Origin of the sequence: Antarcticimicrobium luteum, from assembly GCF_004358185.1 — a bacterium.
Classification (GTDB): Bacteria; Pseudomonadota; Alphaproteobacteria; order Rhodobacterales; family Rhodobacteraceae; genus Antarcticimicrobium; species Antarcticimicrobium luteum.
Window position 1 is genome coordinate 24245 of record NZ_SMUV01000042.1, and the last position, 12335, is coordinate 36579.

The window sequence follows — 12335 nt, forward strand, 5'->3', positions numbered from 1 at the left end:
ATTCCCAATGGCTACAGAACGCGAACGCCGCTTTGCCGGGCCGCGGCGGGGGCAGCTGGGTTTTGCGCTGGGCTTTGTCGCGCTGTCGCTGCTGCTTTTGCTGCTGATTGGCGATCAGACGATCTGGGCCGCCAAGACCCGGTTCTTTGCGCAGCCGCGGTTCTGGCCGGCGGTGGGGCTGGGCGGCATGGTCCTGATGGGCGGGCTGCACCTGTACCGGCTGCCCTGGCGCCGCTTCAACGTCAACGACCGGACCGAACTGCGCCGCTGGGCGCTGGTGCTGGAATATTCCGGCTGGTTCATGGGCTATGTGCTGCTGGTGCCAGTGCTGGGATACCTGCCGGTGACGCTGGCCTTCGTGCCGTTGCTGGCCCGGAGGATGGGCTATCGCAGCCGCCTGATGATGGGCGCCAGCATCATTTTCGCGGTGGTGGTGGTGGTTCTGTTCAAATCCTTTCTCGGCGTGAAAATCCCTGGCGGAGCAATCTATGAATACCTTCCCGGCGCGCTGCGCAGCTTTTTCATCCTGAACCTCTGATGGACCTGTTTCTCTCCGCTCTCGACATCCTGATGCGCTGGGACGTGGCGCTGGCGCTGCTGGTGGGCTCGGTCGGCGGTGTGCTGATCGGCGCGATCCCGGGCGTCGGCCCGGCGGTGGCGATCGCCATCCTGCTGCCCGCCACCTTTTCGATGGACCCGATCGTCGGGCTGACCGTGCTCTTGGGCATTTACGGCAGCTCCATGTACGGCGGCTCGATCCCCGCCATCCTGATCAACACGCCGGGCACTGCGGTCAACGCGCTGACCACCTACGACGGCTATCCGATGACCGCGCGGGGGGAGCCGCGCCGGGCGCTTTCGCTGGCCTATTCCTCCTCCTTCTTCGGCGGCATCTTCTCGGTGATCTGCCTGATCCTGTTTGCCCCGGTGCTGGCCAGGATCGCGCCGATGTTCGGCAGCCGCGAGATCTTTCTCGCCGCCCTCCTCGGCATCATCCTGGTGGTGGTCGCCCACCGCGGTCAGGCGCTGATGGCCGGCGCGCTGGCCGCCTTCGGCATCTTCCTGCAGACCATCGGCATGGAGCCGGTGAAATATTCCCAACGCTACACTTTCGATCAGCCCTTTTTGCAGGGCGGCATCAACCTGATCGTCGTGGTCCTCGGCCTCTTCGCGCTCAGCCAGGCTTTCGTGCTGCTGACCGCCGAGGACGAGAGGATCCGCACCACCCGCCTGTCGGGCGGCAGCCTGTTTCAGGGTATGCGCGAGCTTTTGCGCCATCCGCGTGTCGCCAGCGTCTCGGCCGGTTTCGGCGTGATCATGGGGATGATCCCCGGGGTGGGCGAGTTCACCGCCCAGTTCATGTCCTACACCTATGCGCAGCGCACCTCCAAACGGCCCGAGGATTTCGGCCGGGGCGCCTCCGAGGGGCTGATCGCGGCCGAGACGGCGAACAACGCGGTGCCCGCTGCCGCCATGGTGCCGCTGCTGGCGCTGGGCATCCCCGGCGAGGCGCTGACCGCGATGATGCTGAGCGTCTTTTACGTGCACAACGTGGTGCCCGGTCCGGGCCTGTTCCAGAATGACATGGATTTCGTCGTCGCCCTCTATCTGGCGCTGCTGATCCTCAACGTGCTGGTGCTGGCCTTTCTGCTGGTGGCGACCAAATCGCTGATCCAGGTGGTCAGGATCCCCAACCGGTTCCTCGGGGTCTGCATCCTGACGCTCAGCTTCGTCGGCGTCTATTCCCTGCGCAACTCCGCCACCGACTGCATGCTGGCGGCGGTCTTCGGCGTGCTGGGCTATATCCTGAAACGGCTGTCGCTGCCGGCGGTGCCGATCATCCTCGGAATGGTCCTGGGCGGCATCATGGAGGTCAAGCTGCGCGCCGGCATGGCGCGGGTGAAGACCCCGCTCGACATGATCGACCGGCCGGTGTCGTTCATCCTGTTTCTCATCATCATCCTGGTTCTGGCGACCCAGATCCGCCGCGTATGGCTGGACCGCCGCGACCTGAAGGAGGCCGAATGGCAGAGCAATCACAGATCGACAAGCTTCGGCAGGCTGCTGTTGCGCCGCAAAAGCTCTTTCTTGATGGAACGTGGCAAGCTGCAGAGGGCGCGCCGCTTGACGTGGTATCGCCGATTGATGGATCTGTTCTGACCACAATCGAGGGCGCCTCTGCGGCGGATGTCGGGCGCGCCGTGGCCTCGGCCCGCGCCGCCTTTGAGGATGGACGCTGGTCGCGCCTCGCGCCTGCCGCGCGGAAAAAGGTGATGCACGCCATCGCCGACCGCATCGAGGCCGAGGCGCTGGAGCTGGCCGTTCTGGGCGTCCGCGACAACGGAACCGAGTTCAACATGGCCTATAAGGCCGAGCCGGGAAGCGCCGCCGGCACCTTCCGTTATTACGCCGAGGCGATCGACAAGGTAGCGGGCGAGATCGCCCCGACCGCCCCCGATGTGCTGGGGTTGGTGCACCGGGTGCCGGTGGGGGTGGTGGGCGCCATCGTGCCCTGGAACTTCCCGTTGATGATCGGGGCGTGGAAACTGGCCCCCGCCCTGGCGATGGGCAACTCCGTGGTGCTGAAACCGGCCGAAACCGCCTCGCTCACGCTGCTGCGACTGGCACGGATCTGTTCCGACTGCGGCTTGCCTGACGGGGTGCTCAACGTGGTCACCGGGACCGGGGCCGAGACCGGCGCGGCGCTGGCCCATTCGACGGATGTCGATGTGCTGACCTTCACCGGCTCCGGCGCGACCGGGCGGCGTCTGCTGGAGGCCTCGGCGGCCTCGAACCTCAAGCGCGTCTATCTGGAGCTCGGCGGCAAATCCCCAAACATCGTCTTCGCCGACGACCCCGATCTGGCGCAGGCGGCCAAGGTCTCGGCCATGGGGATCTTCCGCAACTCCGGCCAGGTCTGTGTCGCGGGGTCGCGCCTGTTGGTGGAGCGCGCGGTGCATGACGATTTTGTCGCGATGCTGACCGAACAGGCCGAGGCGCTGCAGGTGGGCGATCCGCTCGATCTGCGCTCCCAGATCGGCGCGGTGAATTCCGAGGATCAGCTGCGGCGCAATCTGTCGTTCATGGACATGGCGCGGGCCGAGGGCGGCCACATCGTCACCGGCGGTGCCCGCATCCTTGGGGACACCGGCGGCACCTATATGGCCCCGACCGTGGTCACCCGGGTCACCCCCGACGCGACGTTGTTCCAGCGCGAGGTCTTTGGCCCGGTTCTGGCCGTCACCCCCTTTGATACCGAGGAAGAGGCGCTGCGGCTGGCCAATGCGACCGAGTTCGGTCTGGCCGCCGCGGTCTGGACCGGCAACCTCAGCCGGGCGCACCGGATGGTGGCGGGCATCCGCGCCGGCGTGGTGCATGTGAACACCTATGGCGGCGCCGACATGACCGTGCCGCTGGGCGGCGTCAAACAGTCGGGCAACGGCCACGACAAATCGTTGCACGCGCTCGACAAATACGTCGATCTGAAAACCGCCTGGATTCAACTCTGACGCAGCCCGGAAGGGAGGACGCCATGACCGACAAGACCATCCTCGTCGTCGGCACCTATGACACCAAGAACGACGAACTGAATTATCTCTGTTCCTGCATCGCCGGGCAGGGGGGCGCTGTCCTGACCATGGATGTCAGCGTGCTGGGCGATCCCGCGCGGCCCGCCGATGTCTCCAAGCACCAGGTGGCCGAGGCCGGCGGCAGCTCGATCCATGCCGCGATCGACAGCGGCGACGAGAATGTGGCGATGCAGATCATGGCGCGCGGCGCCGCCGCCATGGCCCGGGGCCTCCATGATGACGGGCGGGTCGACGGGGTGATCGTTCTGGGCGGCACCATGGGCACCGATCTGGCGCTCGATCTCTCCGCCGCGCTGCCGCTGGGGGTGCCGAAATACATCGTCTCCACCGTCTCCTTCTCGCCGCTGTTGCCGCCCGAGCGGATCCCGGCCGATGTGCAGATGATCCTCTGGGCCGGCGGGCTCTACGGGCTGAACTCGGTCTGCAAATCCTCGCTCAGCCAGGCCGCCGGCGCGGTTCTGGGGGCGGCCCGCGCGGTTGAGCCGCCCAAACGCGACCGGCCGCTGATCGGCATGACCTCGTTCGGCAAGACGGTGCTGCGCTATATGGTGACGCTGAAACCGGCGCTGGAGGCGCGCGGATACGAGGTGGCGGTGTTCCATGCCACCGGCATGGGCGGGCGCGCGTTCGAATCGCTGGCTGCCGAGGGCGCCTTTGCCGCGGTGATGGATTTCGCCCCGCAGGAGGTGGCGAACCACCTGTTCGGCGGCCTCAGCGCCGGCGAGGACCGGATGACCAATGCCGGCCGCCGGGGCGTTCCCCAGATTGTCGCGCCGGGGTGCTACGATCTGGTCGATTTCGTGGGTTGGCGGCCGGCACCGCCGCAGCTGGCCGACCGGCCGAGCCATGCGCACAACCGGCTGCTGACCTCGGCGGTGCTGGCGCCGGAGGAACGCCGTCAGGTCGCCCGCGCGATCTGCGACAAGCTGGCCGATGCCTCGGGGCCGGTCACCTTGCTGCTGCCGCGTGGCGGCTGCAACGAATGGGACCGCCCCGGCGCCGAGCTGCACGACGCCGAGGGGCTGGCGGCCTTCTGCGACGAGGTCGTCGCAAGCTGTCCGGCCAATGTTCGGCTGGCGGAAATGGCGGCGCATATCAACGATGCCGAGTTCACCGACCGGGCGCTGGCGGTGTTCGACGCCTGGGTCGAAGAGGGCGTGATTCCCCGGCCCTGACCTGCGACGCGCGCGGATGCCTTCCGCTTCAACACCCTGCTTTTCTGACCCCCGCCGCAATATTCTTGCGCGCGGGGGCTTTGGTCTTGATCTTCCTTGCCGCCTGCGCCTAGTCTGCGCCAGCCTGGTGGAACTGGGTTCCGCATTGCGAAATTGATTGAGGGGGGAGTTCTGGCCGCGCGGGGTTGTGCCCGAAAATGACGCAATGTTCCGCTTTGCAGGTTTGCGCCGGCACCCTCTTCGCCGCTAGAAGTCCGATAGACTGGGAACATCACCGGCACAAGGCCCGCGCGCGGGCCGGCCGGTCACAAAGAGGGGAAGGCCGGATGTCCGAGGCCATCATGTACGAGAAAATTGGCGATATCGCGGTTCTGGCGGCGAACAATCCGCCGGTCAACGCGCTGGGTCTGGCGGTGCGCCAGGGGTTGGTCGACGGCATCGAACGCGCCGAGAAAGAGGGCGCCAAGGCGGTGCTAATCTATGGCGAGGGGCGCACGTTCTTTGCCGGTGCCGACATCCGCGAGTTTGGCAAGCCGCCCGCCGAACCCTTCCTGCCGGACGTCTGCACCCGCATCGAATCCTCGCCGCTGATCGTGGTCTCGGCGCTGCACGGCACCGCGCTGGGCGGCGGGCTGGAAATCGCGCTGGGCTCGCATTACCGCATCGCCGTGCCCAAGGCGCGGATGGGCCTGCCCGAGGTTCTGATCGGCGTCATGCCCGGCGCCGGCGGAACCCAGCGGCTGCCGCGCCTGATCGGCATCGACAAATCGCTCGACGTGATCACCTCGGGCCGTCAGGTCGGCGCCGCCGAGGCGCTGGAGCTGGGCATTGTCGACCGCGTCGAGGACGGCGCCCCGCGCGAGATCGGCCTGGCCTATGCGCAGGAGCTGATCGATGCCAACGCCCCCCGCCGTGCCATCAGCGAGATGGCCGCGCCCGAGCCGGTGGATTTCGACGCGCTTTATGACGCGGTGCTGAAAAAGGGCCGCGGCCAGCTGGCCCCCGCCGTCGCCGTACGCGGCATCCAGGCCTGTTGCGAGCTGCCGTTTGCCGAGGGCATGAAGCGCGAGCGCGAGCTGTTCATGGAACTGATGGCCACCGATCAACGCCAGGGCCTGATCCACGCCTTCTTCGCCGAGCGCGCGGTGGGAAAACTGCCCGAGCTGGACGGGGTCGAACCGCGCCAGCTCACCGCCATCGGCGTGATCGGCGGCGGCACCATGGGCGCGGGCATCGCCACCTCGGCGCTACTGTCGGGCCTCAGGGTCACCCTGATCGAGATGAACGCCGGGGCCGCCGAGGCCGCCAAGGGCCGGATCTCCGGCAACCTGCAGGGCGCGCTGAAACGCGGCAAGATCAGCCCGGCGCAATTCGAGGAGCTGACCGAGAAAGCCCTGACGCTGGCCACCGATTATTCCGCGCTCTCCGACGCCGACCTGGTGATCGAGGCGGTGTTCGAGGAGATGGGCGTCAAGAAGGATGTCTTCACCAAGCTGGACGCGGTCTGCAAGCCCGGCGCTGTGCTGGCCTCCAACACCTCCTATCTCGACGTCAACCAGATCGCCGCCTGCACCTCCCGCCCGGCGGATGTGATCGGGCTGCATTTCTTCTCGCCCGCCCACGTGATGAAGCTGCTGGAAATCGTGGTCGCCGACAAGACCGCGCCGGATGTGGTCGCCACCGGCTTCGCGCTCGGCAAGAAGATGGGCAAGGTCTCGGTGCGCGCCGGGGTCTGCGACGGCTTCATTGGCAATCGCATCCTGTCGAAATACCGCACCTGCGCCGACTACATGATCCTCGACGGCGCCAGCCCCTATCAGATCGACGCGGCGCTTGAGAAGTTCGGGTTCGCCATGGGCCCCTATGCGGTGGGCGATCTGGCCGGGCTCGACATCGGCTGGGCCGTGCGCAAGCGCAAGCGGGCCGAGGGGATGGACCCGCGCGCGCGCGATTTCACCTATGCCGACAAACTCTGCGAGGCGGGCCATTTCGGCCAGAAGACCGGCAAGGGCTATTACGACTATGCCGCCGGCGCCAGGGCCCGCGTGCCCAACCCCGACCTGATGCCGCTGATCGAGGCCGACCGCAAAGCCCAGGATCTCACCCCGCGGGAGTTCACCGAAGAGGAGATCGTGCGCCGCTACATGGCCGCGATGGTCAACGAGGCCGCACGGGTGGTCGGCGAGGGCATCGCCAAGCGTCCGCTCGATGTCGATGTGACCCTGCTCTACGGCTACGGCTTTCCGCGTTATCGCGGCGGGCCAATGAAATGGGCCGACATGCAGGGCCTCGACGGGCTGCTGGCCGACATCAAATCCTGGGCCAAGGACGATCCCTATTTCTGGGAACCCGCGCCGCTGCTGGAAAAACTGGTCGCCGAAGGGCGCAATTTTGACGATCTGAACAAGGACGCATCGTGATGAAACAAGCTGTTATCGTATCCGCGGCCCGTACCGGGCTGGCCAAATCCTTCCGGGGATCGTTCAACATCACCCATGGCGCGACCATGGGTGGCCATGCGGTGCAGGCCGCGGTGGCGCGCGCCGGCCTCGACGGCGGCGAGATCGAGGATTGCCTGATGGGCTGCGGCGCGCCCGAGGCCGAGACCGGCAGCAACATCGCCCGCCAGATCGCCCTGCGCGCCGGGCTTCCGATCACCGCCTCGGGCGTGACCGTGAACCGGTTCTGCTCGTCCGGGCTTCAGACCATCGCGATGGCCGCCAATGCGATCACCTGCGAAGGGGCCGGCCCGATGGTCGCCGGCGGGGTCGAAAGCATTTCGATGGTGCAGCCCAAGGCGCGCCACGCGCCCGAACAGTGGCTGATGGAGCACAAGCCGGCGGTCTACATGACCATGATCGAGACCGCCGACATCGTCGCCAAACGCTACGGCATCAGCCGCGAGGAGCAGGACGAATACGGGCTGCGCAGCCAGCAGCGGATCGCTGCCGCACAGCAGGCGGGCTATTTCGATGACGAGATCGTGCCGATGACCGCAACCATGGCGGTCAAGGACAAGGAAACCGGCGAAATTTCGATGAAAGAGGTTCTGGTCGACCGCGATGAATGCAACCGCCCCCAGACCACGCTGGAGGGGCTGGCCAGCCTGCAACCGGTGCGTGGTGAGGGCAACTTCGTCACCGCCGGCAATGCCAGTCAGCTGTCCGACGGGGCGGCCGCCGTGGTGGTGATGGACAGCCAGCAGGCCGAAAAGCGCGGCATCGAGCCGCTGGGCGCGTTCAAGGGCTTTGCGGTGGCCGGATGTGAGCCTGACGAGATGGGCATTGGTCCGGTGTTTGCCGTGCCGCGTCTGCTGGAACGCCACGGTCTCAAGATCGACGATATCGACCTGTGGGAACTGAACGAGGCGTTCGCCTCCCAGGCGCTCTACTGCCGCAACCGGCTGGGCATCGACGACGAGAAATGCAACGTCAACGGCGGCTCCATCGCTATCGGGCATCCGTTTGGCATGACCGGCGGTCGCATGGTCGGCCACATCATGCGCGAGGGCAAGCGGCGCGGCGCCAAGCTGGGCGTGGTGACCATGTGCATCGGCGGCGGTATGGGCGCGGCGGGTCTGTTCGAGATCTACTGATCGCAGGAAACCGGGCAATGGGCGGTGCGGGCGAACCACGCAGGATTGCCCCGCCCCGCCCCCGCCCAACGGGTGGGCGTGCCTGCGCCCCCCCTCGGATCGGACGCGATCACTGTCGCGTTGACCCGGCGTTAGTTGAGGAGACCGGATAATGGACCTGAATTACTCACCCGAGGAAATCGCGTTTCGCGACGAGGTACGCGCGTTTCTTCGTGACGACCTGCCAAAGGAGCTGTCGGACAAGGTCCGCTCGGGCGCCGAACTGGGCAAGGCCGACATCGAACGCTGGCACGCGATCCTGAACGCGCGCGGCTGGCTCGCCCAGAACTGGCCCAAGAAATTCGGCGGCGCCGAATGGAACGCGGTGCAGCGCCATATCTTCGAGGAAGAGGCCGCCATGGCCAACGCCCCGCGCATTGTTCCCTTCGGCCTCGGGATGCTGGCGCCGGTGCTGCAGAAGTTCGGCTCCAAGGCGCAGCAGGACTATTACCTGCCGCGCATCCTCAATGGCGACGACTGGTGGTGCCAGGGCTATTCCGAACCGGGCGCCGGCTCGGACCTGGCCAGCCTCAAGACCCGCGCCGTGCGCGAGGGCGACCACTATATCGTCAACGGGCAAAAGACCTGGACCACGCTGGGCCAGCACGCCAACAAGATCTTTTGCCTCGTGCGGACCGACCCGACCGTCAAGCAGCAGGAGGGGATTTCGTTCCTGCTGATCGACATGGACACGCCGGGGATCGAGGTGCGCCCGATTATCCTTCTGGACGGCACGCCCGAGGTGAACGAGGTCTTTTTCAACGATGTGAAGGTGCCGGTCGAGAACCTTGTGGGCGAGGAGAACAAGGGCTGGACCTACGCCAAGTACTTGCTGACGCATGAGCGCACCAATATCGCCGGCGTCGGGTTTTCCCAGGCCGGGCTCGACGCGGTCAAGCGCATCGCGCGGGCCGAAATGTCGGGCGGCCGCCCGCTGATCGAGAACCCGCATTTCGCCGCGCGTCTGGCCAAGGTCGAAATCGACCTGATGGCAATGTCCACCACCAACCTGCGGATCATCTCCCAGGCCGCCGCCGGTCAGGCGCCGGGGGTGGAAAGCTCGATGCTCAAGGTCAAGGGCACCATCATCCGGCAGGAGATCAACGATCTGACCCGGCGCGCGGTCGGCCCCTATGCGATGCCGTTCCCGTCGGAAACGCTGGAGGGCAACAACGATCCGGTCGGCCCGGACTATGCCGGTCCGCAATCGGCGCAATATTTCAACAATCGCAAATTGTCGATCTTCGGCGGCTCGAACGAGATTCAGCGCGGAATTATCGCCAAGGTCAGAATGGGGGGCTGAGGGCATGGATTTCACCCTTACCGAAGAACGGCAGATGCTGCAGGACACGCTGCGGCGTTATCTGGCGGACAAATACACCACCCAGGTGCGCAACGGGATTCTCGAGTCCGAAACGGGTATCAGCGCGGGGATCTGGACCGGGCTGGCAGACCTGGGCGTGATCGGCGCCCTCTTCACCGAGGCGCAGGGCGGTTTCGGCGGCGCCGGGTTCGACATCACCACGGTGTTCGAGGAACTGGGCCGCGCCGGCGTGGTCGAACCGGTGATGGACACCGCCATCCTCGGCGGCCGTCTGATCGCGGCGCTGGGCAATGACGCGCAGCAGGCGCTGCTGGAGGAGGTGATCGGCGGCACGCTGCATCTGGCCTTCGCCCATGGCGAGCCGACCAGCCGTTACGACCTCAGCCGGGTCGAGGCCACCGCCGTACAGAGTGGCGATGACATCGTACTGAACGGCCGCAAGGCCGTCGTCGCCAATGCCGAGGCCGCCGGTCACCTGATCGTCTCCGCCCGCGAAAGTGGCGGCGCGGATGACCAGGCGGGGATCTCCCTCTTCCTGGTTCCCGCGGGCACCGCCGGGCTGACGCTGCGCGGCTATCCTCTCTTTTCTGGCGGTCGTGCCGCCGAGGTGACGCTGGACGATGTGCGCCTGTCCGCCTCGGCCCGTCTCGGCGCGGCGGGCGAGGCTTATCCGGCCATCGCCGCCGCCGTCGCCGCCGCCAACGTCGCGCTGGCGGCAGAGGCGCTGGGCGCGATGGAAACCGCGACCGAGCTGACCCGCGGCTATCTGATGACGCGGCAACAGTTCGGCCGGCCCATCGGCAGCTTCCAGGCGTTGCAGCACCGTTATTCCGACATGCTGATCGAGCTGGAACAGGCCCGCTCGGCGGTGATCAACGCCGCCGGCCACCTGGCCGACGCTCCGGCGCAACGCGATCTGCAGATCGCCGCGGCGCGCAACCTGATCGGCCGCGTGGGCCGTCTGGTGGCCGAGGAGGCGATCCAGATGCACGGCGGCATCGCCATGACCCAGGAATATGAACTGGCCCATATCGCCAAGCGCATCGTGATGACCGATCACCGCTTTGGCGATACCGATTATCATCTGGAGCGGTTCATTGACCTCAGCGCGGCCTGAGATCGACGCCGCCGGTCTCATCCACGGTGAGACCGGCGCCCAGAACCTGATCGGCTGGACCACCGATGTGGGCCAGCCGGACGGGCGCGCGCGGCTCTATCTCGACGTCGATGCGCGGCATTCCAACCGTCACGGCGTGTTGCATGGCGGTATCCAGGCGATGCTGCTGGACAGCGCCTGCGGCTATACCGGATCGCTGCATCTGAACCGCCAGGAGATGCCGCAGATGATGAGCCTCTCGTTCACCACCCAGTTCCTGGCCCCCTGCGGACAGGGCCGGGTGACCGCCATCGGCCGGGTCACCGGCGGCGGCAAGCGCACATTGTTCATCGAGGGCGAGCTTTGGGATGAGGCCAAGCGTCTCGTTGCCACCGGCACCGGCGTCTACCGCACGGTGGCGCCGGCAAAGTAACGTCGCAAGCCGGGGGAAAACCATGACACTTGCACGCGTTGACGACAAAGGCGACCGGCTGGTGGTCGTCAATATGAACGCGGCACGGCGCGGCGCGCTCACGCCCGATCTTTACGCGGCGATCACGCAGGCGATGCATCAGGCTGCGCAGCCCCGCGTCCGCGCGGTGATCCTGACCTCCGAGAGGGGCTTTTTCTGCGCCGGCGGCGATCTCAACGTGCTGATCGACCGCCGCAAGATGACCGAGGACGAACGCCGCGCCCAGATAGAGAAGCTGCACGACGTGATCCGGGGGCTCCGCGCCTGCCCGGTGCCGGTGATCGCCGCCATCGAGGGCGGCGCGGCGGGCGCCGGTCTGTCCATCGCGCTGGCCTGCGATCTGATCGTGGCCGCCGAGGACGCGCAGTTCACCGCCGCCTACGTCAAGGCCGGGCTGGTGCCCGACGGCGGTCTGACCGCAGCTTTGGCCCGCAGCCTGCCGCGCCCGCTGGCGATGGAGATGTGCCTGCTGGGCCGCCCCGTGGGGGCTGGCCGCATGGCGGCGCTGGGGGCGGTCAACCTGTTGAGCGCGCCGGGTGGGGCAGAGGTCGCAGCACATGAATTGGCCGATGCCCTGGCGCGCGGCCCGCGCGACACGCAGGGGGCGATCCGGCGGCTGGTGGCCTCGGCCTATGACATGAGCGAGGCCGAGCAACTGGCGAGAGAGCGCGACGCGATGGCCCGCGCCACCGGCAGCGCCGAGGCGGCCGAGGGCATCGCGGCGTTCCTTGAGAAACGCAGGCCGGACTGGTCGCAGGGATAAGACACGAGAGCCGGCAGGCGGCAACGGAGGGTCGTCGGACCCGGGGGCCGCGCCCGCCCATGGGGGCGGCCGGGCGGGTCACTGTGGTACAGGCGGGACGGTATAAGCGGGGCCGGCGGCCTCAGACATAGACCCCCTGCGCCGCCTCACGGATGGCGCGGATGTTCTGGCCGTAGACCTCGGGGCGCTCGAGCGAGCCGCCCCTGAACACCGCCGAGCCGGCCACCAGCACGTCGGCGCCGGCATTGGCCACCAAGGGCGCGGTGGTGGCATCGACGCCG

10 protein-coding genes and 1 pseudogene are annotated in these 12335 nt (G+C 67.1%); 10 read left to right on the forward strand and 1 reads right to left on the reverse strand.

Annotation, left to right across the window (positions count from 1 at the left end; translation table 11 throughout):
- The first annotated feature begins 7 nt into the window (after positions 1-7).
- The 10 genes from E1832_RS02405 to E1832_RS02450 all read left to right on the forward strand — a co-directional run bounded on the left by E1832_RS02405 (position 8) and on the right by E1832_RS02450 (position 12054).
- Positions 8-538 carry a tripartite tricarboxylate transporter TctB family protein gene (locus tag E1832_RS02405; RefSeq protein ID WP_133358145.1) on the forward strand — a complete coding sequence of 177 codons (531 nt, stop codon included), beginning with the start codon at positions 8-10 and terminating at the stop codon, positions 536-538.
- Entirely contained in the window at positions 538-2160 is a 1623-nt protein-coding gene (locus E1832_RS02410) for a tripartite tricarboxylate transporter permease (RefSeq protein ID WP_133358146.1), read from the forward strand. The genes E1832_RS02405 and E1832_RS02410 overlap by 1 nt, the downstream gene beginning before the upstream one ends.
- The gene (locus E1832_RS02415) at positions 2130-3509 is read left to right on the forward strand and encodes an aldehyde dehydrogenase (protein ID WP_245513773.1); all 1380 of its coding nucleotides are present in this window, start codon (positions 2130-2132) and stop codon (positions 3507-3509) included. The genes E1832_RS02410 and E1832_RS02415 overlap by 31 nt, the downstream gene beginning before the upstream one ends.
- Positions 3510-3532: 23 nt before the next feature.
- The gene (locus E1832_RS02420; protein WP_133358147.1) at positions 3533-4765 is read left to right on the forward strand and encodes a Tm-1-like ATP-binding domain-containing protein; all 1233 of its coding nucleotides are present in this window, start codon (positions 3533-3535) and stop codon (positions 4763-4765) included.
- A 326-nt stretch (positions 4766-5091) separates the two neighbouring features.
- Positions 5092-7185 carry an FAD-dependent oxidoreductase gene (locus E1832_RS02425; RefSeq protein WP_133358148.1) on the forward strand — a complete coding sequence of 698 codons (2094 nt, stop codon included), beginning with the start codon at positions 5092-5094 and terminating at the stop codon, positions 7183-7185.
- A complete protein-coding gene (locus tag E1832_RS02430; RefSeq protein ID WP_133358149.1) occupies positions 7185-8360 on the forward strand; it encodes an acetyl-CoA C-acyltransferase in 1176 nt (391 codons plus the stop codon). The genes E1832_RS02425 and E1832_RS02430 overlap by 1 nt, the downstream gene beginning before the upstream one ends.
- 151 nt (positions 8361-8511) lie before the next feature.
- Complete coding sequence (locus tag E1832_RS02435; protein WP_133358150.1) at positions 8512-9702, forward strand: acyl-CoA dehydrogenase family protein; 1191 nt, start codon at positions 8512-8514, stop codon at positions 9700-9702.
- Between the two features lie 4 nt (positions 9703-9706).
- Positions 9707-10840, forward strand: a complete 1134-nt coding sequence (locus E1832_RS02440; RefSeq protein ID WP_133358151.1) for an acyl-CoA dehydrogenase family protein — start codon at positions 9707-9709, stop codon at positions 10838-10840.
- Positions 10821-11252, forward strand: a complete 432-nt coding sequence (locus tag E1832_RS02445) for a PaaI family thioesterase (protein WP_245513775.1) — start codon at positions 10821-10823, stop codon at positions 11250-11252. The genes E1832_RS02440 and E1832_RS02445 overlap by 20 nt, the downstream gene beginning before the upstream one ends.
- 22 nt (positions 11253-11274) lie before the next feature.
- Positions 11275-12054, forward strand: coding sequence for an oxepin-CoA hydrolase, alternative type (locus tag E1832_RS02450; protein WP_133358152.1), 780 nt, complete (start codon positions 11275-11277; stop codon positions 12052-12054).
- A 121-nt stretch (positions 12055-12175) separates the two neighbouring features.
- Here E1832_RS02450 and E1832_RS22835 read toward each other — a convergent pair.
- Positions 12176-12335, reverse strand: a pseudogene (locus tag E1832_RS22835) (ribulose-phosphate 3-epimerase); the annotation flags it as partial.